The sequence below is a fragment of the Mycobacterium sp. 155 genome (assembly GCF_000373905.1).
In the GTDB taxonomy this organism is placed as follows: domain Bacteria; phylum Actinomycetota; class Actinomycetes; order Mycobacteriales; family Mycobacteriaceae; genus Mycobacterium.
In genome coordinates, this window is the sequence record NZ_KB892705.1 from 3457743 (window position 1) to 3484370 (window position 26628).

At 63.6% G+C, this 26628-nt stretch carries 22 protein-coding genes and 2 pseudogenes; 14 read left to right on the forward strand and 10 right to left on the reverse strand.

The features are described from left to right. Positions 1–347: 347 nt before the first annotated feature. On the reverse strand, positions 348–965 hold the full coding sequence (locus tag B133_RS0116520; protein WP_018602605.1) for a YigZ family protein: 618 nt from the start codon (positions 963–965) through the stop codon (positions 348–350). Between the two features lie 434 nt (positions 966–1399). Between B133_RS0116520 and B133_RS0116525 the strand changes: the two genes are divergently transcribed. Both B133_RS0116525 and B133_RS0116530 read left to right on the forward strand, forming a co-directional pair. Continuing rightward, on the forward strand, positions 1400–3442 hold the full coding sequence (locus B133_RS0116525; protein WP_018602606.1) for a toprim domain-containing protein: 2043 nt from the start codon (positions 1400–1402) through the stop codon (positions 3440–3442). Positions 3443–3452: 10 nt separating this feature from the next. Further along, a complete protein-coding gene (locus tag B133_RS0116530) occupies positions 3453–5597 on the forward strand; it encodes a DNA gyrase subunit A (RefSeq protein ID WP_018602607.1) in 2145 nt (714 codons plus the stop codon). A gap of 58 nt (positions 5598–5655) precedes the next feature. Here the strand turns inward: B133_RS0116530 and B133_RS0116535 are convergent, their stop codons facing one another. Continuing rightward, complete coding sequence (locus B133_RS0116535; protein ID WP_018602608.1) at positions 5656–6510, reverse strand: SDR family NAD(P)-dependent oxidoreductase; 855 nt, start codon at positions 6508–6510, stop codon at positions 5656–5658. A gap of 177 nt (positions 6511–6687) precedes the next feature. Then, positions 6688–6906, reverse strand: coding sequence for a dodecin (locus tag B133_RS0116540; RefSeq protein ID WP_018602609.1), 219 nt, complete (start codon positions 6904–6906; stop codon positions 6688–6690). A gap of 540 nt (positions 6907–7446) precedes the next feature. Here B133_RS0116540 and B133_RS0116545 point away from each other — a divergent pair. After that, complete coding sequence (locus B133_RS0116545; RefSeq protein WP_018602610.1) at positions 7447–10911, forward strand: serine/threonine-protein kinase; 3465 nt, start codon at positions 7447–7449, stop codon at positions 10909–10911. A 149-nt stretch (positions 10912–11060) separates the two neighbouring features. Here the strand turns inward: B133_RS0116545 and B133_RS0116550 are convergent, their stop codons facing one another. Next, a complete protein-coding gene (locus B133_RS0116550) occupies positions 11061–11513 on the reverse strand; it encodes a pyridoxamine 5'-phosphate oxidase family protein (RefSeq protein WP_026256516.1) in 453 nt (150 codons plus the stop codon). Positions 11514–11809: 296 nt separating this feature from the next. Next, a complete protein-coding gene (locus tag B133_RS0116555; RefSeq protein WP_018602612.1) occupies positions 11810–13000 on the reverse strand; it encodes a CdaR family transcriptional regulator in 1191 nt (396 codons plus the stop codon). A gap of 165 nt (positions 13001–13165) precedes the next feature. Here B133_RS0116555 and B133_RS22935 point away from each other — a divergent pair, with 165 nt between their 5' ends. The 5 genes from B133_RS22935 (at position 13166) to B133_RS0116580 (ending at position 17335) form a co-directional block, all read left to right on the forward strand. Then, a complete protein-coding gene (locus B133_RS22935; protein WP_018602613.1) occupies positions 13166–13780 on the forward strand; it encodes a DUF308 domain-containing protein in 615 nt (204 codons plus the stop codon). 49 nt (positions 13781–13829) lie between these two features. Beyond that, positions 13830–14054 carry a hypothetical protein gene (locus tag B133_RS0116565; RefSeq protein ID WP_018602614.1) on the forward strand — a complete coding sequence of 75 codons (225 nt, stop codon included), beginning with the start codon at positions 13830–13832 and terminating at the stop codon, positions 14052–14054. 95 nt (positions 14055–14149) lie between these two features. Beyond that, positions 14150–14593, forward strand: a complete 444-nt coding sequence (locus B133_RS0116570; protein WP_018602616.1) for a hypothetical protein — start codon at positions 14150–14152, stop codon at positions 14591–14593. A gap of 102 nt (positions 14594–14695) precedes the next feature. Next, positions 14696–15553, forward strand: a complete 858-nt coding sequence (locus B133_RS0116575; RefSeq protein ID WP_026256518.1) for a 3-hydroxyacyl-CoA dehydrogenase — start codon at positions 14696–14698, stop codon at positions 15551–15553. An 18-nt stretch (positions 15554–15571) separates the two neighbouring features. Next, on the forward strand, positions 15572–17335 hold the full coding sequence (locus B133_RS0116580; RefSeq protein ID WP_018602618.1) for an oleate hydratase: 1764 nt from the start codon (positions 15572–15574) through the stop codon (positions 17333–17335). 190 nt (positions 17336–17525) lie between these two features. Here B133_RS0116580 and B133_RS24990 read toward each other — a convergent pair whose 3' ends face one another. The 3 genes from B133_RS24990 to B133_RS0116595 all read right to left on the reverse strand — a co-directional run bounded on the left by B133_RS24990 (position 17526) and on the right by B133_RS0116595 (position 18744). After that, positions 17526–17666 (reverse strand): DUF2934 domain-containing protein, encoded by a 141-nt coding sequence (locus tag B133_RS24990; RefSeq protein WP_232423316.1) that lies wholly within the window; start codon positions 17664–17666, stop codon positions 17526–17528. A 520-nt stretch (positions 17667–18186) separates the two neighbouring features. Further along, positions 18187–18321 (reverse strand): hypothetical protein, encoded by a 135-nt coding sequence (locus B133_RS25205; protein WP_018602620.1) that lies wholly within the window; start codon positions 18319–18321, stop codon positions 18187–18189. Positions 18322–18366: 45 nt separating this feature from the next. After that, positions 18367–18744 (reverse strand): hypothetical protein, encoded by a 378-nt coding sequence (locus tag B133_RS0116595; protein WP_018602621.1) that lies wholly within the window; start codon positions 18742–18744, stop codon positions 18367–18369. Between B133_RS0116595 and B133_RS25380 the strand changes: the two genes are divergently transcribed. From B133_RS25380 to B133_RS0116620, 6 genes and pseudogenes are all read left to right on the forward strand, one after another. After that, positions 18673–18975 (forward strand): substrate-binding domain-containing protein, encoded by a 303-nt coding sequence (locus B133_RS25380; RefSeq protein ID WP_081618244.1) that lies wholly within the window; start codon positions 18673–18675, stop codon positions 18973–18975. The genes B133_RS0116595 and B133_RS25380 overlap by 72 nt on opposite strands. A 192-nt stretch (positions 18976–19167) precedes the next feature. After that, positions 19168–19560 (forward strand): annotated as a pseudogene (locus B133_RS25000) (FAD-binding protein); the annotation flags it as partial. A gap of 74 nt (positions 19561–19634) precedes the next feature. After that, positions 19635–19949 (forward strand): BBE domain-containing protein, encoded by a 315-nt coding sequence (locus B133_RS25005; protein WP_018602623.1) that lies wholly within the window; start codon positions 19635–19637, stop codon positions 19947–19949. 73 nt (positions 19950–20022) lie between these two features. Next, positions 20023–21828: a serine/threonine-protein kinase PknD gene (locus B133_RS0116610; protein ID WP_018602624.1), complete on the forward strand. Its 1806-nt coding sequence runs from the start codon at positions 20023–20025 to the stop codon at positions 21826–21828. A 5-nt stretch (positions 21829–21833) separates the two neighbouring features. Then, positions 21834–22994, forward strand: coding sequence for a BTAD domain-containing putative transcriptional regulator (locus B133_RS0116615; RefSeq protein WP_026256520.1), 1161 nt, complete (start codon positions 21834–21836; stop codon positions 22992–22994). 89 nt (positions 22995–23083) lie between these two features. Beyond that, on the forward strand, positions 23084–24565 hold the full coding sequence (locus tag B133_RS0116620) for an APC family permease (protein ID WP_018602626.1): 1482 nt from the start codon (positions 23084–23086) through the stop codon (positions 24563–24565). A gap of 209 nt (positions 24566–24774) precedes the next feature. Here the strand turns inward: B133_RS0116620 and B133_RS25010 are convergent. Beyond that, a pseudogene (locus tag B133_RS25010) lies at positions 24775–25053 on the reverse strand (HNH endonuclease signature motif containing protein); the annotation flags it as partial. 106 nt (positions 25054–25159) lie between these two features. Then, positions 25160–26596 carry a group II intron reverse transcriptase/maturase gene (gene ltrA, locus B133_RS0116630; protein ID WP_018601686.1) on the reverse strand — a complete coding sequence of 479 codons (1437 nt, stop codon included), beginning with the start codon at positions 26594–26596 and terminating at the stop codon, positions 25160–25162. Positions 26597–26628: the final 32 nt, after the last annotated feature.

A 26628-nucleotide genomic window follows, 5' to 3' on the forward strand; every position in this document is an offset into this window, starting at 1 on the left:
CGTACTCAGACACGTTGCTCCGTCGAATGGTTACCCTGGTACGGACCCTGTGACAGCTGTTGTCGGACATGACATTCAGGAGGCGGAAGCTGATTCGCATTACGAGGAAAGAAATTGACACACATGTATCACTGATGGTTAAGGACGGACTGAGGAGCAGCTAGATCCGTTGCGCCCCAGCCAAGCCGCCGCACTACGATCAAGTGAGGGGAACCCACTGCGGCACCGGTTTTCGCATTGGGCGTCGACCCGACATCACCGATGCCTCAGGTCGTCCACTCTCGTCCATGCCGGTGCAACCCCCACCGACCAGCGTCCATAGCGGTTGGTAATAACTTGTAGAGCAGCTATCCCCATACGTGGCCCACATGAATGAGTTCCCCACGGCCGGAGGTTATTTCACCTATCACTGAGTCCAGCTTTGCTGTCTCGGCACAATGAATGGTGATCACCGCCTTCTGGCCGTAGTCGACACCATCCACATCGAACCTGCGCCGTCGCAATTCCGCCTCAACCCAACCGGCCTCGGCATGGTCCACCGCGAGGGTGAACACTTGCGACTGGATGCGACGCCGCAGGTTCGTTGATTCGAGCGCAGCGACTACGCCGCCAGAATAGGCCCGCGCCAGACCGCCGGCTCCGAGCTTGATACCCCCGTAGTATCGCGACACCACTGCGACCACATTCACCACGTCTCGGGCCTTCAGCACATGCAGGATCGGAACGCCGGCTGTTCCGCTGGGCTCTCCATCGTCACTGTACCGATCAATGCGACTCTCGACTTCATCACCGATGATGTAGGCGAAGCAGTGATGACCGGCTCCGCGCTCGAGTTCGCGTGCGAGAGCGATGAATCCGTAGGCATCTTCTTCGCAGTCGGCATAGCGAAGTCGGGCAATGAACCGCGACTTCTTGATCGTCTCATCGGAGTGCGGCGTTGCCTCAGGATCGAGCGAGAACGGCATACGGGAATTGTAAGAGTCGAAGTCGCGCACACGAACCTGTTACCAGATCATGCGCTCCGCAATATGTTATGACGCAATACGTTTCACACCGACCACCGTGAGCGGTCTGCGCCGCAAATGCTCGCACCATCAACTTTCAGCCCAGGAGTGTCGTCATTGTTGTCAGGACGCCCCGCCGACCCACCGATCCTCAACCGCCACCCGGACGCACCAAGATCGTCGTTCTTCAGTAGCGTCTAGGATCGCTCTGCCTCACCGACAACGACGTTGGTAAACATCCAGCTCCGGACCAATCAATGCGGCGGCGAGGAAGAGACTTGCCGCGGCCACCGTGAGGGATACCCGAAGATGTCGGTTCTGCCGCCTACCATTCCTCCGGCACGCCCCTACAGGACCCTGCGGTCCCGCACCGGCCCTGATGGAAAGGACCAGCAGTGAGTTACAACGCTGCAGACATCACCGAACTCGACGATGTCCAGCACACCCGTCTACGACCGGCGGTGAATCTGGGCCTGGACGTGCTCAACACCGCGCTGCGTGAGCTGGTGGACAACGCGATCGAAGAGGTCGCCGACCCCAGCCACGGCGGATCCACCGTGACGATCACCCTGCACGCCGATGGATCGGTCAGCGTCGCTGACGACGGCCGCGGCTTACCCGTCGACTCCGACCCGGTCACCGGGAAGAACGGCATCGTCAAGACGCTCGGCACGGCACGGGCCGGTGGCAAGTTCTCCGCCCACTCTGACGCCGCGAGCACGGGCGCCGGTTTGAACGGTATCGGCGCCGCAGCCGCGGTGTTCATCTCCGCCCGTACCGACGTGACGGTGCGTCGGGCGGGAAAGACGTACCTGCAGAGTTTCGGCCGTGGCTACCCGGGTGTGTTCGATGGCACCGGGGGCCGGGGGTTCGATCCGGACGCCGAGTTCACCCGCGCCGACACCCACAAACTCCGCGGCTCGGGCAACCGCAAGCCCGACGCGCACGGCACCACGGTGCGCATCCTGTTCGACCCGGCCGTGGTGCCGGATTCAAACGTGGATATCGGCGAGGTCCTGCTGCGGGCGCACGCCGCAGCCAGAATGTCGCCCGGCGTGCACCTGCACGTCGTCGACGAAGGCTGGCCCGCCGAGGACGTGCCGCCCGCATTGATGGAACCGTTCAACGGCCCGTGGGGCACCGACACTCTGCTCGACCTCATGTGCACGGCCTCCGGCACTCCCCTGCCCGACGTGCGCGCAGCCGTGGAGGGACGCGGTGAATACACGACCGGCCGAGGTCCGACACCGTTCCGCTGGTCGTTGACCGCCGGGCCTGCCGAGCCAGCCACGGTGGCCGCGTTCTGCAACACCGTACGCACCCCGGGCGGCGGGTCTCATCTGACGGCCGCGATGAAAGGGTTGTCCGAAGCCCTGGCCGACCGGGCGTCCCGCATCCGCGACCTGGGCCTGGCCAAAGGTGAGGACGGCCCGGAGCCGCAGGATTTCGCCGCGGTCACCGCGCTGGCGGTGGACACCCGGGCACCCGATGTCGCTTGGGACTCCCAGGCCAAGACCGCGGTGTCGTCACGTTCTTTGAACGTGGCGATGGCGCCGGACGTGGCGCGCAGTGTCACCATCTGGGCGGCCAACCCCGGTAACAGCGATGCGGTATCGCTGTGGACGAAGCTGGCGCTGGAGTCGGCCCGGGCGCGACGCAGCGCCGAGGGCGCGAAGGCCCGCTCCCGCGCGGCGTCGAAAGCCAAAGGGCTGGGGACGAATCTGTCGCTGCCGCCGAAGTTGCTGCCCAGCCGGGAGACCGGCCGCGGTTCGGGTGCGGAATTGTTCCTGTGCGAGGGCGATTCGGCGTTGGGCACTATCAAAGCGGCGCGCGACGCCACGTTCCAGGCGGCCTTCCCGCTGAAAGGGAAGCCGCCCAACGTCTACGGGTTCACCGTGAGCAAAGCACGGGTCAAGGACGAGTTCGACTCCATCGAACGCATCCTAGGCTGCGGATTGCGTGACAACTGCGACCCGGAGCAGTGCCGGTACGACCGGATCCTGTTCGCCTCCGATGCCGATCCCGATGGCGGCAACATCAACTCGAGCCTGATCTCGATGTTCCTGGATTTCTACCGCCCGCTCGTCGAGGCCGGGATGGTCTACGTGACACTGCCGCCGTTGTTCGTGGTCAAGGACGGCACGCAGCGGATCTACTGCCAGGACGAGTCCGAACGCGACGCCGCAGTGGCACAGATGCGCGCCACCTCCAAGCGCAAGGTAGAGGTGCAGCGCAACAAAGGCCTCGGCGAAATGGATGCCGACGACTTCTGGAACACCGTGCTGGATCCGCAGCGGCGCACCGTGATTCGGGTACACCCCGATGACGATGAAAAGAAGTTGCACCACACTCTGTTCGGCGGACCGCCGGAGGGCCGGCGTACGTGGATGGCCGATGTTGCTTCCCGCGTTGACACCTCCGCGCTGGACTTGGACTAGGAGAAGTACTGTGACCGCCACTCTCGATATTCCTGAACAGAACCGGGACCTGGTGCTCGACCAGAGCGCCGACGACTACTGGAACCACTACCAGCTGACCTTCGCTCTCTACAGCGTCAGCGATCGCGCCATCCCTTCGGCATTCGACGGACTCAAGCCCGGTCAACGCCGTCTGCTCTATCAGATGCACGACTCGAAACTGCTGCCGGGCAACAAACCGCAGAAGTCCTCGAAGGTGTGCTCGGCCGTCACCGGCAACCTGCACCCACACGGTGGCGCGTCGATGTACGGGGCCGCGGCGCTGATGGCCGCCGACTTCCAGCGCGTGAAAGTCATTGACGGGCAAGGTGCTTTCCCCCGTATTCAAGGTGATATTCCCGCTGCCGACCGCTACACCGAAATGCGATTGTCGGCACCCGGCGCGGCGCTGACCGCCGAACTCGACGATCACGCGGTGCCTATGGTGGCGACGTTCGACGGCGAGTGGACCGAGCCAACGGTGCTGCCGGCCCGGTGGCCGGTGCTGCTGTGCAACGGCGCGGTCGGCATCGCCGAGGGGTGGGCCACCAAGGTGCCGGCCCACAATCCCCGCGAGGTCATGGCCGCGTGCCGAGCACTGCTGAAAACCCCGAACATGACCGACGACAGGTTGATAAAGCTCATTCCCGGACCCGACTGGGGCTGTGGGTCCACCGTGGTCGGCACAGCCGGGCTGCGGGAGTACATCACCACCGGTCGTGGTGCGTTCACGGTGCGTGGCACGGTGTCTGTCGACGGAAAGAACTGCATCATCACCGAACTGCCGCCCGGTGTGGCGAGTAACACTGTGCAGGACAGGATCCGAGCCCTTGTCGAATCCGGCGAGCTGTCCGGTGTCGCGGACATGTCCGATCTGACCGACCGCCGCAACGGCCTACGCATCGTCGTCACCGCCAAACGCGGCTACAGCGCCGAAACCATCCGCGAGCAGCTGCTCGCGTTGACACCGCTGGAATCGACGTTCGCCGCCAGCCTGGTGGCCCTCGACGAAGACCGGGTGCCACGCTGGTGGTCGGTGCGCGAGTTGATCTCGGCCTTCCTGCACCTGCGCGATTCAGTGGTGGTGCGCCGCAGCGAGTATCGGCTGGAGAAGGTCACCGCACGGCGCCATCTGGTGGCCGGCCTGATGCTAATCCACCTCGATATTGATACTGCCGTCGCGGTTATTCGAAACTCCGACACCGTCGACGAGGCCCGCCAAGGGCTGCAAGAGCGGTTCGGTATCGACGCCGGGCAGGCCGATTACGTTCTGGCGCTGCAGCTGCGGCGCTTGACACGGCTCGACGTGATCGAACTGCAAGCCGAGGCCGAGAAGCTGGACGCCGAGTTCGCCGAGCTGACCGAGCTGGTGTCGAACCCCGACGCGCGGCGAGCGGTCATCGACAACGAGCTCGTGGAGACGGCAAAACTGTTCAAAGGTCCCGAATTCGACCGTCGGACCGTGCTGGACTTTGAAGCTACCCCGACGGCATCGAGCGCCGATGAGGACGGCCCCCGCGAACGCAAGGTCAATGCCGCTTGGCGCCTTGATGACCGGGGTGTGTTCTCCGACAGTCACGGCGAACTGCTCACCTCAGGCCTGGGTTGGGCGGTGTGGACCGACGGACGGATCAAATTCACCAACGGAAACGGCTTGCCGTTCAAGATCCGCGACATCCCGGTCGCCCCCGACATCACCGGACTCCTGCGTTCCGGCGTGCTGACACCGGGGTACCACCTGGGGCTGGTGACGCGACGCGGCAGGATTCTGCGTATCGACCCCGCCGCGGTGAATCCGCAGGGTACGGCAGGAAACGGCGTGGCCGGTGTGAAGCTGACCGCTGATGACCCCGGCGACGAGGTGATCGCCGCTCTGCCGATCACGTGCGAAAACGGAGAAGCGATCCTGTCAACGTCCGAAAAGGGTTGGAAAGTCACCGAAGTCGCTGACATCCCAGTAAAAGGCCGTGGCGGCGCAGGTGTCGGGTTCCACCCGTTCGTGGGCGGCGAGGACGCGCTGCTGTCGGCGTCGGTCTCCCCAACCGGGTTTGTGCGCGGCGGGAAGGCGGTGCGGGCCGAGAAGCGTGCGAAGGCTTCGGCGAAGGGGTCGGGCACTGACGTATCGCCTGCGCCGTAGGGTGGATGGTCAGGAGATGAACGCGTTCACAGGGTTGTTGCAGCTGTGTCTCAGGGCTTTATGCCGTGATGTTGGCACTGTCTCCTGCTGTGGCGGCGAAGCTGGTCCCCGTCACCATCCGTGCTTCATCGGACGCGAGGAACACCGCTAGCGGCGCGACGTCTTCGGGTTCGACCCACGGAACGCCCAGGGGCAGCTTCTTTTTCATGCTGCCTGCCGCGGACTGCTCGTCTTCCTCCAGATTGCCGGAAGGTTCGTTTCCGCCGGTGCGGATGATCTGTGCGTACCGTTCCTCGTGCCGTGTCAGCACAGTATTGACCAATCCGGGGATCAGCGCGTTGACCGTGATCCCGTACTTCCCCAGCTCCAGGCCTGCGGACTTCATCAACCCGATCAGGCCCCACTTCGACGCTGAGTACCCGCTCCCATCCAGGGTGCCGTGCTGCCCCTGTGTCGAGGACGTGATGATGACGCGACCTGCACCACGATCCACCAGCAGCGGAGCGGCAACACGCAGCACGTTGGCGGTACCGGTCAAGTTGATGTCGATCTGGTCATGCCAGAGCTCGTCACTCATCTCCAGCAGCGGAGCAAAGCCCTGAATACCAGCGTTGGCGAACACGACGTCGATGCCCCCGAACCGCTCTACGACTGCCGAGAACCCGTCGCGGACGGCCGATATATCCCGCTGATCGAACACCACGGACATCCACTCGCCGCCAGCCTCCTCGACGAGTGTTCCTGTGCGGGCGAGGTCGTCGCGTGTAGCGGGCTCGTAGTCCATCGCGGAACTGGCAAGCGCCGCAATGTCAGCGCCCGCAACCCGATAACCAGCCCGGGCGAACGCGACCGCACTGGCACGTCCAATCCCGCGGGCCGCGCCTGTCACCACGACTACCCGGCCGTCACTCATCCCTGCACTCCCTCTTGGTGCCCAACCATCGATCAGGTTCCGCCCGAAGCCTTCGCCTCCAGACGTGCGCCATACGGTCTCGTTGCCCGTACCGGTGGCAGCAAGTCCGTGAAGGAAGAATGAACCGACCCTCGTTTAAGGCGCCACGATCTCCGAGATCAAGCGGTCATCCCGAATTCAGTCGGCCGCGGATTCCAACCGGAATCCGACCTTGATAGTGACTTGAAAGTGCTTGACCGCGCCGTCAGCGAGGTGCCCGCGGATCTGCTGCACCTCGAACCAGTCCAGTTCGCGCACGGTTTGCGAAGCGCGTGCGACGGCGTTACGGATCGCCGCGTCGATGCCGTCCGACGAACTTCCCACGACCTCGATGACACGGTAGACGTGCTCGTTCACAGTGGTCCCCTTTCCGGTATCACCCCGACCGCCCAGAGTACTGGCTACATGTGCTGCCGGGGGTCAAACCTCTAGACGTGTCTACTCATCGCTCAGTGCCGAACACCATGCGGCGCAACCATTCCACCGTGGTGTTGTAACCGCCTTCGCGAATTCACCACTGCAGGACCGGGTGTGGCGGTGAGCATCGTCGTCCCGCAGTCACGCGTAGAGGTACCCGGAGCGCTGACTGAACGTATTGTTCGCCTCAGCGCCGTTAGGACCGAGATGGCGCAGTGCCAATGAGACCGCGGGCGGTGTCAGCAACCAGATCAATTGAAACCTTCTACGGACCGGTTGGCTGTCGGCTGCGGTGCGGGCCGAAGTTGCCAGAGATCATGTGGGGCGACGCCGACTGGGCGATAATGGGTGGTCGGCTAGGTGCATGATGCGCGTGGTCAGTGTTCGGCGGTCCGGTCTGGATCCTTGCATCACAGGTCGGGGAAGGCTGAGGAGCAAGGCCGGCAGGGCGGTGGACGGCGGAAAGGAGGCGCGACGGCGATGGCCGAAGTCGATCCGCTGACAACCCAGCCCGATCCGATGGTGCGGATACCCGAGGAATTGCAGGCCGCGGGTTTCGAACAAGTGGTCGAGATTGGGCGAGGCGGATTCGGTGTGGTCTACCGCTGTCTACAACCAGCCCTGGACCGGACGGTGGCGGTCAAGGTACTCCTCGCGGATCTGGGTACAGAGAATGTGGAACGGTTCCTGCGCGAACAACGGGCCATGGGCCGGTTATCGGGCCATCCGCACATCACCAACGTGTTACACGTCGGGACAACAACTTCTGGTCGTCCATTCATCGTTATGCAGTACCACTCGCGGGGCTCGCTGGACACCCGGATCCGCGAGCATGGTCCGCTCGGCTGGCCCGAGGCCCTGTCGCTGGGCGTCAAGCTAGCCGGAGCACTCGAGACTGCACACCAGGCGGGGATCCTGCACCGGGATGTGAAACCGGCGAACATCTTGCTCACCGATTACGGTCAGCCACAGCTGACCGATTTCGGCATCGCCCGGATGGCGGGCGGATATGAGACAGGCACCGGCGTGATCACCGGATCGCCCGCCTTCACTGCCCCGGAGGTCTTGGGGGGCCGGTCACCATCGGCTGCCTCCGATATCTACGGTCTGGGCGCCACGTTGTTTTGCGCGATCACCGGGCATGCCGCGTTCGAGCGGCGCCACGGTGAACAGGTGATCGCCCAGTTTCTGAGGATCACCAGCGAACCGACGCCGATCCTGCGCGGTGGAGATATCCCCGCCGAAGTCTCGGCGGCCATCGCATCGGCGATGGCCGTCGATCCCCCAGACCGGCCGAGTACAGCAGCGGCATTCGGGGAGCAACTGCGGTACGCACAGCGCCTCGGCGGGCTGATCGTCGACGAACTGGCGCTACCCACGGTGTCCGATACACAGCGATCTGAGGCTACGCAGCGATCTGACACGCGCGCCGCGCCAGTTTTGACCGCCCCCCGCTCCATTTCGATCACACCGCCGGTCCCACTGACCCGGTTTCATCCGCCCAGCCCGTCGCGGCCGCTGATCGACCGGGACCGATTGATCGAGACCCTGCGTAGCGGGGCTGGTCGGCAACTGACCCTCATCCATGGCCCGGCCGGGTACGGCAAAACCACGCTGGCCGGACAATGGAGCGCACTGCTCGCGGAGCAAGGGGCGGCGGTGGCCTGGTTGTCGATCGATACCGACGACAACAACGTGGTGTGGTTCCTCACTCACCTCATCGAGGCCATCCGCCAGGTCAGACCCACCCTCGCCGGTGAACTGGGGCGGGTGCTCGAGGAGCATGGCGATCAGGCCGAGCGGTATGTGCTGACCTCGCTGATCAACGAAATCCACCAGAGCGGTGAGACGGTGGCGGTGGTCGTCGACGACTGGCACCTCGTCTCCGATCCGGCGGCCATCGCGGCGATGGAATTCATGCTCGACAGCGGCTGCCATCACCTACAGGTGATCGTGACCAGTCGCACGAAAGCCGGTCTGCCACTGGGGCGTCTGCGTGTGCGAGACGAGCTCATCGAAATCGACGCCGCCGCACTGCGTTTCGACGTCGACGAGGCGCGGGCGTTTCTGGTTGAGCGCGGCGGTCTGTCGTTGGCGGATTCAGCGGTCGCCGGGCTGGCCGAGGCAACCGAGGGCTGGGTTGCCGGTTTACAGCTCGCGTCGCTATCGCTGCGGGAATCGTCAGACCCGGACACCCTCATCGGGCAAATGTCGGGACGCCATCGTGCGGTCGGGGAGTTTTTGGCCGAGAACGTCCTGAACGGCCTCGACCCGAAGATACTCGACTTCTTGTTGGCGACGTCGGTGGCTGAACGGATCTGCGGCTCGCTCGCCTCCGCGCTCATCGGCGCCCGAGGCGGGCAGGCGATGCTGGAACAGGTTGAACAACGCGATTTGTTCCTTCGCCGGCTCGACGAGGAGGGGCAGTGGTTTCAATACCACCATCTGTTCGCGCAGTATCTGCGGCAACGCCTTGACCGCGATCAACCGGGCCGCATCGATGATCTTCACGACACCGCGTCCGCATGGTTCGCGGAGCACGGGATGCTCAGCGAAGCCGTCGATCATGCCTTGGCCGCAGATGATCCGGGACGAGCTGTCGAGCTGGTCGAACGCGACGGTATGGAGTTACTTGAGCAAGGGCGGATGTTCACGTTGCTCGGGCTGGTGGCAAAACTGCCGCCTCGGCGGGTGAGTCAAAGCCCACGACTGCAGCTCACCCTCGCCTGGGCCAACAACGCGGCGGTCTCCCCAGTGCCCGCGCAGGCCGCCGTGACTGGCGCGCGCGCCCTGCTCACGGCGCAACCGGGTGACGACGCCGGACTCGCCGATCTGCGGGTAGAGGCCGACATCATTCAGGCCGATATCCATGTCATCAGCGATCGGATCGACGGTGTCGAACAGCTTGTCGCCGAGTGCTTGTCGCGCCCAGATACGTTGCCTGCCTGGGTGGTCTCCTGTGCGGCCGACGACGCAGTGTTCGCCAGTCTGTTCCGGTTCGATTTCGACGCCGCACGTCGCCGCCACCAATGGGCTCTGCCCTATCACGCACGCACCCGCGGGCCACTGTCGGTGGTGTACGGCTATCGCTTTGCCGGGCTCGCCGCCTCCGAGCAACTCGACATGACCGCCGCCGAAGACCTCTTCCGTGAGGGTCTTCGGTTGGCCATAACCGCCGGAGATCAGCACTCCTACACCGCCCGCATCGCCTCCGCTCTACTGGGGGATCTGCTATATGAGCGCGGCGAGATCGCCGAGGCCGAGCGACTTCTCGACCTGAGCCAAGAACTTGGCGCCGAGAACGGCACTGTTGACTTCATGATCGCGCGTTATACGACCGGCGCTCGGATCAAGGCTCTGCGCGGTGACCTCGTTGCCGCGGCACAGTATCTCAATGAGGGGGCGCAGGTCGCCGAGTCCCTGTCGGTGCGACGCCTGCGCGCTGCTGTCGAGCACGAACGTGTCCGCTTACACCTGCCCGCCGCTGCCGGACTGGCCGCTTCGCCGCGGATCGATCACGCCGCTCGCCGCGATCCCGTCGACGGCATCGACGAGGTCACCCTGCAGCTGGAGGAGGCCACCGCTATCCGGCTGCTGCTCAACGAGACTCAACCCGAGCGTCTCGACCTGGCCATCACCTGGGCGCGGGAATGGGTGGACAAGTTGGAGGGACGCGGACGGGACAGGGCGCTGCTGCAAGCCAAGCGACTCCTGGTGACCTGCCTGGCGGTGGCCGGTCAGGACACAGAGGCGCTGCAGCTGCTGTCAGCGACGGCGGCCGTATGCGCCGAGCACCGGATGGTCCGGTTCCTCCTCGATGAGGGGCCACCGGTCCGTGCATTGCTCGCGACGTTACGCCGCGAGTTGCAGGCGAACCGGTGGAAACCCGACTGGGCGCCGGTCCCGTCGTCTTTCCTGGACGACAGTCTCGGCTCGGATCTGTGACGTGATACTGCGCAGTTGAAGTACCCGTGAGGAACGCGCGAGACTACCCCGACAGTTAGCGCATGAAACACAACTGCCCGAAACCCTTGCACGACAAGGGCATTGACCGGGATGATATTGCGCGCAGACCTAAAGGCCGATACCAGCGGTTATGTGATGCTTCGGTCGTAGACGACTGCGTGCTCAGGTTCCGGGCCGAACTTGAACCGGCGACCAGTGATCTCCGAGGCGTCCACCCGCACATAGTGAAGCTTTTGCGTCGGGGTCCACGGCCGGAGGTGCGCCTGCTCAGCTTCGCCGATTTCGGCGCTGGTCGACAACACGTGCGCCCGGCCTTTGACGACGACACTCCAGCCGTAGGTGAGTGCGGCATCGTGGTAGTCGGCTTCGAAAGCCACGATAGAGTCGGTCGCTGCGCCGAAGAGCTTGGTGCCCTCGGCAGTTCGGAACAGCACCGTAGGACGTTGGGTGGCGAAGTTGACTGGGAAGATTTCAGGCTGCCCGTCCAGGCAGGTGACGAACCGGCCTAACGACAAGCTCGACAGAAGGCTCCAGCACTCGTCTTCGCCGAGCACAGTCACTGGTGGTCCCGCAGTATACATAGAGCAAGCCTATCGTCTCGGCGTGCAAAACGTCTCAATGGTGCACAGCTTGCGCGTCGTGTCCGGGTAGCCGATGGATCTGAAACATCGGCTGCAAGTGTCGGCTTGTCGTGCCACCGGCGAGCTCAGGTGTCACGTGACGGAGGCAACGAACTCGTGACCGACCCCCAGATCGTCGACAGAGGTCTTCGCCTCAATTCCGTTGCGCGACAAAGCCACTTTGCTTGGGGTGCTCAACTTGAGTCCATGAGCAGCCGTTTCATGCCGCGTGTGCGGCCCTGAGAGAAGCAGCGGCCTCACGTGGCGGTGCGTTCGACTACCTCGAACGCGAGACACAGTTCGGCGAGTTCGCGCGGCACGGTCAGGGAGCGGCCCGTGCGCTCCTCTATGCGCCGCAACCGGTTTCGCACAGTGTTGGGATGACAGAGCATGGCATCCGCGGTCTCCGAGATTGAGCCGCCATGATCGAGCCAGGTCGCGAAGGTCTCACTCAGGGTGAGTCGTTCGTCGCTGGACAACGAACTGAAGGGGCCCAAGATTATCTCGGAGAGCTTGTGGGTCACTTCCGGCGCGCTGACCGCAGCGATACCCAGCGCTGAATCGTCGAAAAGACGCACCCTGCCATCCCGCCTGGTCGGCGCGTCGAGCGCCAACCGGGCATAGCGCAGCGAGGTCGCCGTGTCTGCAAGATCGTTGAAAATCGGGCTGACGCCGATATCGGTGGTCGTCACCCGTTCCAGCAGCTCGATGATGCCGGGGAGCAATGCGCTGGAGGGCAGGTAGGCGATACCCATTTGGAGATCGGGAAGCAGACGCCACGCGGAGTGCACGTCCAAGTTACGCAACATGCCCGCGGCGCTGCGAAGTGCGTGCTGGCCGATGTTCGGCAATCTCGCGGCGACCACAATATAGGGGCCGCGGGCGGGCAGCCCCAGCAGCGCCGCAACATCCCACAGGCTGTACTCCCCCAGGGACCGACCTTGGAGCAACGCCTCGGTCAGGGCCGCCCGCTCGACCGCATCGTCAATGGCGAGCTGTGTTGCGGTGTCATGATACGCAGCGGTCATCGCCTGGGTGTAGCAGTCTTGTGCTTCCCAGAACCGTGCGGTGGCCGTCAGCATGGTCGCGCGGCTGATCGCCGGGTTGTCGACGCAGAACTCCATCGTCTGGTCCCAGACTGCGTGGGCAGCAACCCGATACGCGTCCATCACCGCGGGTCTGGGCACACCCGCTCGAGCCCTGAGTCTGCCAACCTCGGCAGCCGGTGACGTATCGAAGGACGTGCGGTTCGCCAACGCGAGAAACACAAACCGCATGTTGTCGATCGCCGCTTGCAGCAGTTGCGCGTCGGAAACCACGTCGTTGTCGCGGTAGAAGGCAACGTCCGCACGGATCCGGTCCACGATGTGGTGGCCCAGCTCCTCGACACGGGATTCCAGTAGAGCGCCGAGTTCTTCGATCGCGTCGTCGGGTTCGGGGTCGGTCATGCGGCTGAGTGTAGGGCGCGCAGTGCGGCGTTGTAGTGGCACACAATCAGAACATTCCCGCGGTGTTCCCGTATCCAATTTTGTTGGACCCCACGTTAATTTTGACCATTTTGTTGCTCGATGAACTAACTTGCGGAGTACGGTTCCAAGAAAGGACTAATGCAAATGACCGCATCTGAATCGCCGCCCGTGACAATCGGCACGGTGGCCGCGATTCTCTGGCGGGCCGCCATCGTATGGGGCGTGCTTGCCGTAATCCTCGGCACATTGATGTTGCTATGGCCGAAGATCACCGTCCTGGCCGCCGCCATCCTGTTCGGCGCCTATCTGCTGGCGGCGGGGGTCGCGCAGGTGATCTCCGCCTTTGGCCTCGACGTTTCGGCGGGAAGTCGAATCCTGCTCTTCGTCAGCGGCGTGCTGTCGGTGATCCTGGCGATCATGGCCTTCCGGCACTTTAGCGAGGGCCTGGGTATCTGGCTGCTGGCCATCTGGATCGGCGTCGGTTTCATCTTCCAGGGCGTCTCGGAGGTCGTTCTGGCAGTCAGCTACCGGGACTTGCCGGGCAAAGGCTGGCCGATCTTTTCTGGTGTGGTTTCGGTGGCGGCCGGTGTCACCCTGCTGGCTTGGCCGATCAACTCGATTGTCACACTGGCCATGGTCACCGGCGCTTTCCTCATTGTGATCGGCCTCATGCAGGTCGTGAAAGCCTTCCAGTTCCGCGGCGGTGCCAAGGCGGTGGCCCGCCATCTGAGCAACGAACCGGCCTCCGTACATCGATAAACACCGCCTGATCGGCGGAAAGAACGAACGAAAGAAAGGTGCTGCCAGCATGGCACGTTATGACAACGCTCTCCGGGTGGGGTTCCTCCTAGGCGGCGCGGCTTTGATTGCTCTGGGCCTGCGGAAAGTGGGCGAGAAGACACTGCTCGCCAAGGCCACGACCGCAGAGATCGAGGGCGCGATCGCAGCGTTGGATCCAGCGACGCGCGCGGCTGTCATCGCGCGGCTGACCGCCGATGCTGCAGAGCAGGTCAAGGAACGCTTCAGTAGCTGAATCGCCGCGACGATTCCGGCTCACCACATATCTGAGGTGAGTTGGAAAGTGAAAAGTTCACCGATGAAATTCAACAATGAAAAAGGAGATGCCAAGTGGCACTTTCTGATCAACTCGCCAAGCTGAGCAAGCAATCAAAGTCGCTGGAGGATTCCGCGGCCGCGGTCTCGTCCAAGAACCGGGAATGGGTGGCCAAGCGGGAAGACGAAGTCCGCGCTTCGCTGGACCAGACGCAGGCCGCGACCAAGGCCGCGGTCCAGGAAACCAAGGACGACGTCAGCGCGGACTGGCACGACCTGCAGCAGTCGGTGTCCGACGGTGTGGCCTCGATCAAGGCCAAAGCAGACAAGCATCGTGCCGACCACAAGGCCAAGCGGGCGGATAAGGCCGCCGACAATGCCGAGATCGACGCCGAGAACGCGATTGCGTTCGCTATATACGCGCTCCAGGAAGCCGAGTACTACGTTCTGGCGGCCGCGCAGGCACGCATCGACGCGGATGCGGCGGAGTTCAATGCTGCGGTAACGCCGGCCGAGTAGTTCATTTCGTCTACTTCCACCTGCCGCGGTGATCGGTGTGCCCGCGGCAGGTGGAAGTTGGCGTCCAGTCACGTCCATGCCGCGTGCACGATCGGAGGACTCCTGAACACGCAGATTCGCACCGTAGCCGTCCTTGGAGCCGGAGTCCTGGGTGCCCAGATCGCCTTCCAGTCAGCGTTCAAAGGCTTCACCGTTGTCGCCTACGACATCAACGACCAGGCGTTGGCCACCGCGCGCGAGCGTCTCGACGGTTTGGTGCAGACCTACAACAATGAGGTTCCGGACGCCAAAGATGGTGCGGCACAGGCAGCCCTGGCTCGCCTGACCCTTACCAGCAACCTGAGTCGCGCCGTCGCCGATGCCGACCTGGTCATCGAGGCTGTTCCGGAGGTGCTATCACTCAAGCAGGAGACCTACCGCAAGCTCAGTGAACTGGCACCTGCGAGAACCATCTTCGCCACCAACTCATCGACGCTGCTGCCCAGCGATCTCAAGGACTTCACCGGTCGGCCGGACCGTTTTCTGGCACTGCACTTCGCCAATCGGGTGTGGCAGTTCAACACCGCTGAGGTGATGGGCACCGATCAAACCGATCCGACGGTCTACCGGCAAGTCGTCGAGTTCGCCCGGGCTATCGGGATGGTGCCGATCGAACTACACAAGGAGAAGGCGGGTTACGTGCTCAACTCGCTGCTGGTGCCGTTCCTCAACGCCGCCCTGGAACTGGCTGCCGGCGGCTACGCCGACCCGACCGACGTCGACACCACTTGGCGGATCGCCACCGGTGCACCGGTCGGACCCTTCCAGATCTACGACATCATCGGCATGAACACGCCATACAACATCATGGCCCATGGCAGTCCGGAGGACCAGAAGCTCGCGGCGTGGCTCAAAGCGAACTACATCGACAAGGGCAAACTCGGAGTCGTCTCCGGCGAAGGCTTCTACAAATACTCCTGAAACCCGTTGAAAGGCACCATGTACTACAGCAGTGGCAATTACGAAGCATTTGCGCGCCCGCGCAAACCGGCAGATGTCGATGACAAGAGTGCCTGGCTTGTCGGTGCCGGCCTTGCCTCAATGTCGGCCGCCGCGTTCATGATCCGGGACGGGCAGATGCGTGGGGACCGGATCACCATCCTGGAGCGCCTCAAACTGCCCGGCGGAGCACTCGACGGTATCAAGGAACCGGAGAAGGGGTTCGTCATCCGCGGCGGTCGTGAGATGGAAGACCACTTCGAATGCCTGTGGGATCTGTTCCGTTCGATACCCTCGATCGAGATCGACGGTGCCAGCGTCCTCGACGAATTCTATTGGCTCAACAAGGACGACCCGAACTTCAGCCTGCAGCGCGCCACCGTCAACCGCGGACAGGATGCCCACACAGACGGCAAGTTCGCGCTGAGCCACACGGCGCAGCAGGACATTCTCAAAGTCTTCCTCGCCACCCGCGCGGAGATGGAGAACAAGCGGATCGACGAGGTGTTCGGCAAGGACTTCCTGGGCAGCAACTTCTGGCTGTACTGGCGGACCATGTTCGCCTTCGAGGAATGGCACAGCGCGCTGGAGATGAAGCTGTACTTGCACCGCTTCATTCACCACATCCACGGACTGCCCGACCTGTCGACGCTGAAGTTCACCAAATACAACCAGTACGAGTCCCTGGTGCTGCCGCTGTACACATGGCTGCTGGATCAGGGCGTGACGTTCAGGTTCGACACCGAGGTCACCGACGTCGACTTCGAGATCACCGCAGATCGCAAGCAGGCCACCCGGATTCATTGGATCAGCGACGGTATCGACGGCGGCGTCGACCTCGGGCCGGATGACTTGGTGCTTGCCACTATCGGCTCGCTGACGGAGAACTCCGACAACGGCGATCATCACACCCCGGCCAAACTCAACACCGGACCGGCGCCCGCCTGGGATTTGTGGCGCAGGATCGCGGCCAAGGATCCGTCATTCGGGCACCCCGACGTGTTCGGTGGCGACATTCCCAAGACCAAATGGGAGTCGGCCACCGTCACCACCTTGGATCACCGCATCCCGGAATACATTCAGAAGATCTGCAAGCGAGACCCGTTCAGCGGCAAAGTGGTTACCGGTGGCATCGTCACGGTGCGCGACTCGAAGTGGTTGATGAGCTGGACGGTCAACCGTCAGCCACACTTCAAGCAGCAGCCCAAAGACCAGATCGTGGTGTGGGTGTACTCGTTGTTCGTCGATGTGCCCGGCGACTACGTCAAGAAACCGATGCAGGAGTGCACCGGTGAGGAGATCACCCAGGAGTGGCTCTACCACCTCGGGGTGCCCGAAGCGGACATTGCCGACCTGGCCGCCAACGCGGCCAAAGCGGTGCCGGTGATGATGCCGTACGTCACTTCGTTCTTCATGCCGCGCCAGGCCGGTGACCGGCCCGATGTGGTGCCCGAGAAGGCGGTGAACTTCGCGTTCATCGGACAGTTCGCCGAGACCAGTCGAGACTGCATCTTCACCACCGAGTATTCGGTGCGCACCGGCATGGAGGCCGCCTACCGGTTGCTGAACATCGAACGGGGCGTACCCGAGCCCTTCGGATCCACCTACGACGTACGCAAGCTCATCGAAGCATCACTGCATCTGCGCGACGGGGAGGAGATGCACCTTCCGGTGCCCGAGATTCTGCGTAAGCGGATGATGGCCAAAGTGACCGACAACGAAGTCGGCACACTGCTGGTTCAGCACGGACTACTCGCGGAGTAGCGGTCGCCGAGAACTCGCACCCCGATCCATTTCGATGATCGGAGCACGCGTGTTCTCACCGGCCGCACCGGTGGAAGCGTTGATCACCCTAACCGGACGACGTGCCGGTTAGGGTGCCGCCGGAGCGGCGGATAGCGGTGCTACGAATTGCGCGTTCTGGTCTCGTATCGGTGCAGCTGAGGCGTTCGCGTTAGGCGTTAGCGCCCTGGCGCAGCTCCGCCTCGGCTCGATGCCAATTCTCCTCATCTGTCCCACGTATTTCCGAAAGTGAGATGTGGTAGGCGCGTTCAGCAATCATCTCGTGGGTGAAGTCCGGCAAGTTGGCGCTCATCGTCGCCCTACTCGCGGTCGGCTTCTTCGTCCTCGCCGGCTTGCTGTCCTGCGCCGCGGCCCTCTTCGCAGGTGCGCGGCGAGCGGGCGGCTTTGCGGTCCCCGCGTCCGTCAAGGTCCTTTTCGCTGCCATAACGGCACTCCTTTCATATGTAACCAAGCCGAGGCGTCGATGCATTCTCTCGGCGGGAGTCATTCTTCCTCGGCAGCCGGTGTTCATCGGTCACTGCGCGTGCGTGTCGCGGTGGGATGTCATCCCAGTCGGTCGAAACCCAGGCGCCGACCGGGCTGGTACGCCTGGTACACGTCCAGGCGTACCAGGTTGAACTCAATCGATGTCGACCACAGATGGAATCGACCGCTGTCGGACGACTACGCGTTGGATGCTGCCGGCGGCGGGTGCCGGGCCGTTGAACGGTCCGACCCGCCGTCTGGGGAGTGGGTCACCAGCGTATAGAGCGTGTCTTGTGGGACCAGCGCGTCGCGGAGGGGGGATCATCGGGTGTGTGGTGAGGCGGTGGTCAGATGAGGGCGACCACCTCGCCGGGGTAGATGTCGAAATCGGCACCACCGAGGGCACGGGCGTTGCCGAAACTTCGTGAGAGCCCGCGAGCTTCCAGGATCGGTGTACGGATGGGCGCAATGGTTTGTCCCATGAGATCTCTTCTGTGCGTTGGAAGTTCGTCCGGGGCGCATTGACGTCAAGACAGTCGCAGTCCGGCATCGGGGTCATCGGGTACTTCGACGACCAAGTCAGCACGGTGGCGAGTCTCTTCAGTGACCGCGGCGTTCTGCAGATCGACCTGCTCGGTCCAGGACCGGGCCTCCGCAATCGATTTGCCGAAGTGGAAGTGCCGCTTGATCAATCGGTCTTTGCGGATCTCTTCGGGCAAATCGAGGTACCACAGAACCCGCCGTAGCAAGGACACGTAGCCGGCGACATCAAAGGTGTCGGGAGCGCCTTTGCGATCCCTCCGCTGCAACCGCAGCAGCTCCTTGTTGGACAGATGAAACGCGTCCATGCCGACCAAAACTGCGCGCGGGCCGAGCGCGCGGACCAGTGCGGCGCACAACCGCATGCCGCGGAGTTGGCGTACCTAGGCTTTGGCGACTTCCCGCTAGCCGACATCATCACCCCAACCGTCACTGTCATCGACCAGAACCCCACAGAACTTGGTCATCAAGCCACCCAGCGGATCCTCGACCGCATCCAGCACCCTGACCGTCGTTACCGCCGCCGCAACGTATTGTCCGTCGACCTGGTCGAACGACAGTCCTCCCTTGCCCCGACTCGGCGTCGCGACAACTAGTGGGGCCACACGGATTTGGATTCCGCGACAGGTAACGACTCCGTCTGAGCCTCGGTGTGTGCAACCGTGGCGGGTGAGCTTCTGACACCTTGTCCATTGCCTCCGCCAGGTGATCGGGGTGTGGTCGTGGTCTCCTCCACCGATCGGTAGCGTGCTCTTGTCCGAGGTCGTTGTGGAGGAGGGCACATGACCATGAACGATGTTTCTCGTCGCGACCTGCTCAAGGCAACAGCCGCCGGTGCCGCGGCCGTTGCACTAGGCGCCCCGGGCATCGCCCGATCAGACCCCGGCGCGAACTTGCCGAACGCGGAGCTGACCGGCACTGTCGTCCGTCCTTCCGACCCCAACTACGCAGACGCGAGCCTGGGCTGGAATCAGAACTTCATCCACTACCCGTCGGCCGTCGTTTTCGCCCAGAACACCCAGGACGTGATCAACGCCCCCACCTGGGAACAGCAGAACAATGTCCCGTTTCGCGTGCGGGGCGGCCGGCACCAGACCCTGGGCTGGAACGCCGTCGACAACGGCCTGGTCATCGACGTCAGTCAGCTCAAGTCGAGTCGGATCGACGCCGCCACCCTCACTGCAGACATCGGCGCCGGCTTCACCCAGGTGGAAGGGGTGACGGCCCTGGCGCAGCGTTCGCGTATCGGGACGCGATGTTCTTCGGCCAGTGCGCCGTCGGCTGGGGACCGCAGCGCGGTCCAGCACCCTTCACGTTCGAGAGGGCGGCTGCCAACAACAACGAGCGGCTCCGCACCGCGGGCCAGGACTGGACCGCGCAGTTCAGCCAGGCGCTGCAGCAGACCGTCGGCCAGGAACTCGGCGCCTACGTCAACGTGCCCGACGCCGGACTACCGAATTGGGAGACCGCCTATTGGGGCCCCAATGTCGGCCGGTTGCGCCAGATCAAGGCGAAATACGACCCCAACAACGTCTTCCGGTTCGAGCAGAGCATTCCGCCGGCCGTCTAGGGGAACGCTGACACCCAATGGAGCCTCCACGTGCCCTCGGCTTGCTTAAATGAATGCGTGGGGGCGCTAGACCATGGATGACACGGTGATCGACGACGGCGACGCCACTCAAGAACCAGGACCGGCTGGAGAGTTCGGCCGCTACGAACTGCTGTCCCTGCTGGGCGCGGGCGGCATGGGCCAGGTGTGGCGAGCGCGTGACTCGCAGACCAACCGAGTGGTGGCGCTGAAAGTGCTGCCCGAGAATTCCGCCGATGACAAGGAGCCGCGCGAACGGTTCCGGCGCGAATGCCAGGCGGTGGCACAGCTGACCGAGCCGCACGTGATTCCGATCCACGATTTCGGCGACATCAACGGTCGGCTCTATCTGAACATGCGCCTGGTCGACGGCATCGACCTCCGCACACTGATCAAACAAGAAGGCGCCATGCTGCCGCGGCGCGCGGTTGCGATCATCGCTCAGGTCGCCGGCGCACTTCAGGCAGCCCACGACGTCGGGCTGGTGCACCGCGACGTCAAACCCTCCAATGTTTTGGTGTCCGCCAACGACTTCGCGTACTTGATCGACTTCGGGATCGCCCACGCCTCTGAAGACCTCACGCTAACCAAGGCCGGCCAGACCATCGGTACCGCGGCCTACATGGCCCCGGAGGCCATCGGCGCTGCGATCAAAACCCATTCCCGCGTTGATGTGTACGCGCTGACTTGCGTGCTGTACGAATGCCTGACCGGTCAGCCGCCGTTCAGCAGTGACATGGGTGTGCAGGGCATGATCGCCCACCACCTCCACACCCCACCGCCGAAACCCAGCGTGACCAAGCCCGGCGTGCCGGCCGCGTTCGATGCCGTCATCGCCAGGGGAATGGCCAAGAACCCAGACGATCGCTACCAGACCGTCCAAGACCTGGCCGCGGCCGCTCGCGCCGCAGTGGACGATCAGGTGGTCTCCACCCCCGGAGCAGCGGAGTCAACACAGCAACGAAAGCGATTGCCCGGTACTGCAATCAAGTGGATCGCCGCGGCGATCGCCGCTGCTGTTGCCATCACGGCGGCGCTGATCATCAACGGCCGGCTGTCGTCCGACAAGGGTGGCACGTCCAACGCGCCGACCACGCAGGGCTTCTCGGCGCAGACCCCGCTGGGATTCGTCGACATGCGTCTCGCCACCGGTGTCGCAGTCGGTGGGACCGGCGATGTCTACGTCACCGACATCGGTACCGACCGAGTGCTACGGCTGGTGGCCGGCAGGGCCACAGCGGACACGCTGCCCTTCAGCGGCTTGAAGAACCCGCGGGATGTGGCGGTCAATTCGGCGGGCGACGTCTTCGTCGCCGACTCGGGTAACGACCGGGTGCTGCGACTGACGGCAGGAGCGCCGGCCGCGACGCCCTTGCCCTTCATCGGGCTCAACGATCCGCGCGGTGTGGCGGTGAATGCCGCAGGCGATGTGTTTGTCACCGATCGGGGCAACGATCGGGTGTTGCGGCTGGACAAGGGTTCGGCTACTCCGACGGTGCTGCCGTTCACAGGTCTCAACGATCCTCGCGGCGTTGCCGTCGACGCAGTGGGTGATGTCGTCGTTACCGACACCGGCAACAACCGCGTGCTGCAGCTGGCAGAGGACGCGGCCGCGCCGACCGTGCTGCCGTTCACAGGTCTCAACGATCCCCAGGGCATAGCGATCGACGCCCGCCACAACGTCTACATCACCGATCGCGGGAACGCCGGAGTGCTTCAGCTGCGGCCGGACGCGCCGGGTGCGATACCGCTGCCCTTCACCGGCCTCAACGATCCCCAGGGTGTGGCAGTCGACGGGATAGGCGACGTCTACGTGACCGATGCGGGAGCTACCCCCGTGGTGAAACTCCCGGTCAGCTAGTCAGAATGACGTCTGTGGTCCTATCGGGTCTAGATTTTGGCGTCCTCGGTCCGCTGCAGGTGAGCGTGAACCGCGAGCCGGTGCCGTTGGGTACGCCCAAGCAGAGTGCTGTGCTGGCGCTACTGCTGATGAGTCGCAATCGGCCCGTGTCGCGGGACTCGATCATCGACACGATCTGGGACGACTCGCCACAAGCCGACGCGATCCACAATCTGCACGTCTACATCGCAAACCTGCGCAAGATCCTCGGCTCATCCGGGAGCGACCCGAAGACCATATTGGCCAGTGCGCGGCCGGGCTACCAGCTCAACGTGCCCGACGCCGCCTGCGACCTGGGCCGGTTCAACACCGAGAAGGCCGCTGGAGTGCAAGCCGCCGCCGCAGGTCGGTTCCCACTAGCCAGCGACCGCCTGTCGGCGGCGTTGGCCCAATGGCGGGGCCCAGTCCTGGACGATCTACGTGTGTTCAGGTTCGTCGAACCGTTCGCCGCTGCCCTTGTCGAGGACAAGATGGCCGCCCACGTGCTGCGCGCGGAAGCCGAAATCGCTTGTGGGCGAGCAGGTTCAGTGATCAGCGAACTCGAGGAATTGGTCACCGCGGACCCCTACCGGGAACCGCTGTGGGCCCAGCTGATCACCGCCTACTACCTGACCGAACGACAAACCGACGCCCTCGACGCATACCGGCGACTTCGATCCACGTTGTCAGAGGATCTGGGCATCGAACCCGGACCCACCGTGCGTGCGCTGCATCAGCGGATCCTCCAACAGGAGCGATTGGACGTCCAACAGATCGCGCAAAACGACGCGTCCGAAGTCGCCACCATGCTCGAGCTCCGCACCTCGACGGTGAACGCGGCGCCCTCATCGAACCGTGCGCAGCTGCGCGACGGCGGCGGACGCTGCTATCCGCTGGAAACGGTGGTCACCGGGATCGGCCGGCGCGCCGACAACAACGTCGTGATCGACGACCCGAAGGTGAGCCGCTACCACGCGACGATCATCGACACCGGAGCCAGCTTTGTGATCAACGACCTGCGGTCGGGCAACGGCGTCGTGGTGGGAGACCAGCGCGTCCGCGGCAGTGCGACGCTGGCCGATGGCGACGTCATCCGCATAGCCGGCCACACATTCACCTTCGAAATCGCGCCTGCCGAGCGGGCCTGACCTCGCAATTTCGGCATTGAGGATCCGTTGAGGATCCCGTCCGATCCTTTTTCTCGACCAGCCCAGCGGCTTCGAGAAAAGGACTTCACATGGCAGGCGACAACTTCGGGTACAAACCCGAACTCAAAAGATCTCTCGGCTCTTTCCAAGTGTTCGCGATCTCGTTCGCGTCGGTTTCCGTCATCATCGGCGTCTTCTCGACGTTCGGTGACGTCCTACAGAGCTCCGGCCCGGTAGGAATCTGGCTGTTTCCGCTCGTCGCCGTCGGCCAGATCCTGGTTGCTCTGGTGTACGCACAGTTCGCCGCCCGCATCCCGCTCACCGGCTCGTCCTACCAGTGGGCATCGAGGCTGGCCAATCCGAAGATCGGCTGGATGTTCGGCTGGGTTACGACATGCAATGTCGCGATCAGCGCACCTGCGGTCGACAACGTGTTGGCAAGCCAATGTCTGATGCCGTTGTTCAACATGGCCCCTAGTGCGCACACCGCGAAGGTCATCACGATCGTGTTGCTCGTCGTTCAAGCCGTCATCGTGATCATGTCGATGAGAATCGTGGGCTGGATGAACTCGCTTTCGGTGGGCATCGAATTGATCATCGTGGTGGTTCTTGGCGTCGCATTGGTCATCGCCGTCGTGCTCACCGGCCACGGCTCCACGGAGAATCTCGTGTCGCAGGGCATTGCTGCTGGCGCACCGAACTACTACGCGATCGGCGGTGGGCTGATGGCCGCGATGATCATGGGTCTGTCGACGCTCCTCGGCTTCGATGCCGCGGCGAACATGGCAGAGGAAGCCAAGGATCCGTTCCACAGCATTCCCCGGGCGATCGTCGGATCCGTCGTCGCCGCAGCGATCTTGGGAACACTGTTCATCGTCGCGCTGACCGTCTCGATCAAGGACATGAGTGCGGTATCGCACAGCGCTTCGCCCGTCGCCGAGATCATGCATCAGCAGTTCGGTCCCGGACTGGAGCGGCCCTTCCTGGTCGTGATCGCCATCGCGTTCTTCGGCGGCGCAGTCCTGGCCATGGCAGGGACTTCTCGGATGATCTTCGCGATGGCACGCGACGACCGCTTTCCCGCTCACCGGGTCTTCAAGCGGGTGAATCCCCGTACGGGCACGCCGATTCCGGCGACCCTCCTTCAACTCGGGCTCGGCATCGCGCTGATCACAGGGATGAGCGACGGCGTCATGATGCAGCTGATCCTCGCTGGCGCGATCATCGTCAACATTCCCTACGGCATGACTGTCGGCCTGTACTTGGCGGTGCGAGGCAAGCTCGCGCGCACTGAGGGAGCCTTCAACCTCGGCCGCTTCGAACTGCCTGTCGCAGTCACCGCGCTTCTCTGGCTCATGTTCGCCGCATTCGTGTCGATCGTGACCTCGCCGTCCATCGTCCCGATCCTGATCGTCGTCGGGATGCTGCTCGTCGGCGGCGTGTACCTCGCCTACCTCCTGGTTTTCCAGCGACATGTGCTCGAGCACGAGCCCGGCCAAGCACAGAGTGCCGCCCTCACCGAGGACGAGCAGGAAACACCGTCGAAGGAGAAGGAACTGGTCTGCTGCTAGCTGGTCCGTCCGGACAGGAATTGCCCGAACCCTCGCTGAGGGTTCGGGCTTTTTCTTGGGGAAATGCACTGCGCCACAGTGATAACCAGTGGACCGTCCGCATCGGCGAAGGTTCGTCGAGCCTCATCCCGGCGTGCGAGCGGGTCGATGGCAACATGGCTGCGCTGTAACTCTTTCGGCCACGTATTGAATCTGACCTACTTCAGTGCCTAATTGTCGGACGGCGGGGATTCCGGTTGGAAGGGTTGGTACCACCACCAGTTGGCGTGTTCGCCGGTGGGGCCGGGGCAGGGTGGGACGTCGGGTGGGGGTGTGGTTGGTGGGCGGGCCAGCGATCCCGCGGTGAGTGGTTCGCCGTCACTGTCGGTGACGGTGAGGTGGTCGGCGGGTCCGCTGATGGTGATGTCGCCGCGGTGGTGTGCCCGGTGGTGGTGCGGGCAGAGCAGGACGAGATTGTGTAGTTCGGTGGGGCCGCCGTCCTCCCAGTAGGCGTCGGCGGCGGGCGTAGTGTCTGAGCTTGTCGCTCAGGCTATTTCCCGCCGCCGCGCCCCCGAACCGGACGTGCGACTCTCATCGCATCCGGCTCTCCGTAGGTCAAGCTGGGACGACGATAGGTGTTGCCCAGGGTGTCGGGATCTTCGAGCCCCGGTAGCGATAGCGCTGGATGCTCATCGTGGTGGGGTTGTAGAGCCGAACACCGTTGTACTGCGGCCAGCGGCGCACGTGGTACTGGGCCCAGAGGGCCCGTTTGCCGGTGCGGGGATGTTTGTGCAGCAGCCAGCTCCACACCCGCCACCACATGTAGTTGGCGATGTGGGAGTAGGCCCGGCTGGCTGAACTGTGCCGGAAGTACTGGGCCCAACCGCGGACCATCCGGCTCAGTTGCCCGAACAGCTGATCGGCGGGTTGGTGGGTAATCCGTTTGGTCACCGTCTTGAGCTTGCGTCGCATCGTCTGCAGCGAGGTGCGCGACGGGTAGCTGTAGACGTATGCCCGGTTGCTTCCCCGCTGGATATGCCGCTGGATGCGGAATCCCAGAAAGTCGAAGCCCTCGTCGATATGCACGACCTGCGTCTTGGCCGGGGCCAACCGCAGCCCCATCGGTGCCAGCAGATCGGTCATGTCCTCCCACAGTTGTTCGGCGTGCCCGCGTTGGCCAAAGACCAGAACCACGAAGTCATCGGCGTATCGCACGAGGTGATACGTCGCTCCGCCGTGCTGGCGATGGGTCCTGCGGGCCGATCCGTGCCGGTGGGCCGCCCAGCGATTGTCGAAGTGGTCATCGATAACCGACAGAGCGATGTTGGCCAGCAGCGGCGAGAGGATGCCGCCCTGGGGAGTTCCGGTGTAGGTGTCATAGGTGGTGCCGTCGGTGCCGAGCACTCCGGCCTTCAGGAATGCCTTCACCAACCCCAGGATGCGTTTATCGCCGATCCGACCACGTATCCGGTGCAGCAGGGCAGTGTGGTCGATTTCGTCGAAACACGCTGCGATGTCGGCTTCGAACACCCACTCATAACCACGGTGAGCGAACATCCGAATGTCCTCGATCGCGTCCTGAGCCCGTCGCTGCGGCCGGAACCCGTAACTCGAATCGGAGAAATCCGTTTCGAATATCGGTTCCAGCACCAGCTTCAGCGACGCCTGTACCACCCGATCGGCCACGGTCGGGATACCCAACTTGCGGACCTTGCCGCTGGCTTTGGGTATCTCGACTCGCCGCACCGGTACCGGTCGAAACATGCCGGAGCGCAATGCGTCCCGCAACTGTTCGAGGAACCCGACGACACCATCGGCACTAGCCTCAATGCCGCGGGCGGTGCGTTTATCGATCCCCGCACTGCGGGCACCGGTGTTCTCCCGGACCCGTGCCCACGCTACCGCGAGGAAACACGGGTCCGCCACGAGGTTGAACAGATCGTCGAACCGACGACCACGATCGGCCATCGCCCAACAGTGCAGTTTGGTCTGCATCCTCAGTACCCGCTGGGCCGCCACGGACGGCAACTCCAGCGCGGCACCGATATTCATCGGTGCATCTTCTGACATGGCAATCTCCGTAT

Excerpts from the sequence above, each read along its gene's own strand:
- B133_RS0116520 (WP_018602605.1), bottom strand. The coding sequence starts at position 965 with ATGCCGTTCTCGCTCGATCCTGAGGCAACGCCGCACTCCGATGAGACG.
- B133_RS0116535 (WP_018602608.1), bottom strand. The coding sequence starts at position 6,510 with ATGAGTGACGGCCGGGTAGTCGTGGTGACAGGCGCGGCCCGCGGGATT.
- B133_RS0116545 (WP_018602610.1), top strand. The coding sequence starts at position 7,447 with ATGGCCGAAGTCGATCCGCTGACAACCCAGCCCGATCCGATGGTGCGG.
- B133_RS0116550 (WP_026256516.1), bottom strand. The coding sequence starts at position 11,513 with ATGTATACTGCGGGACCACCAGTGACTGTGCTCGGCGAAGACGAGTGC.
- B133_RS0116555 (WP_018602612.1), bottom strand. The coding sequence starts at position 13,000 with ATGACCGACCCCGAACCCGACGACGCGATCGAAGAACTCGGCGCTCTA.
- B133_RS22935 (WP_018602613.1), top strand. The coding sequence starts at position 13,166 with ATGACCGCATCTGAATCGCCGCCCGTGACAATCGGCACGGTGGCCGCG.
- B133_RS0116565 (WP_018602614.1), top strand. The coding sequence starts at position 13,830 with ATGGCACGTTATGACAACGCTCTCCGGGTGGGGTTCCTCCTAGGCGGC.
- B133_RS0116580 (WP_018602618.1), top strand. The coding sequence starts at position 15,572 with ATGTACTACAGCAGTGGCAATTACGAAGCATTTGCGCGCCCGCGCAAA.
- B133_RS24990 (WP_232423316.1), bottom strand. The coding sequence starts at position 17,666 with ATGAGCGCCAACTTGCCGGACTTCACCCACGAGATGATTGCTGAACGC.
- B133_RS25205 (WP_018602620.1), bottom strand. The coding sequence starts at position 18,321 with ATGGGACAAACCATTGCGCCCATCCGTACACCGATCCTGGAAGCTCGC.
- B133_RS25380 (WP_081618244.1), top strand. The coding sequence starts at position 18,673 with ATGAAACGCGTCCATGCCGACCAAAACTGCGCGCGGGCCGAGCGCGCG.
- B133_RS0116595 (WP_018602621.1), bottom strand. The coding sequence starts at position 18,744 with ATGCGGTTGTGCGCCGCACTGGTCCGCGCGCTCGGCCCGCGCGCAGTT.
- B133_RS25005 (WP_018602623.1), top strand. The coding sequence starts at position 19,635 with ATGTTCTTCGGCCAGTGCGCCGTCGGCTGGGGACCGCAGCGCGGTCCA.
- B133_RS0116610 (WP_018602624.1), top strand. The coding sequence starts at position 20,023 with ATGGATGACACGGTGATCGACGACGGCGACGCCACTCAAGAACCAGGA.
- B133_RS0116615 (WP_026256520.1), top strand. The coding sequence starts at position 21,834 with ATGACGTCTGTGGTCCTATCGGGTCTAGATTTTGGCGTCCTCGGTCCG.
- B133_RS0116620 (WP_018602626.1), top strand. The coding sequence starts at position 23,084 with ATGGCAGGCGACAACTTCGGGTACAAACCCGAACTCAAAAGATCTCTC.
- ltrA (WP_018601686.1), bottom strand. The coding sequence starts at position 26,596 with ATGAATATCGGTGCCGCGCTGGAGTTGCCGTCCGTGGCGGCCCAGCGG.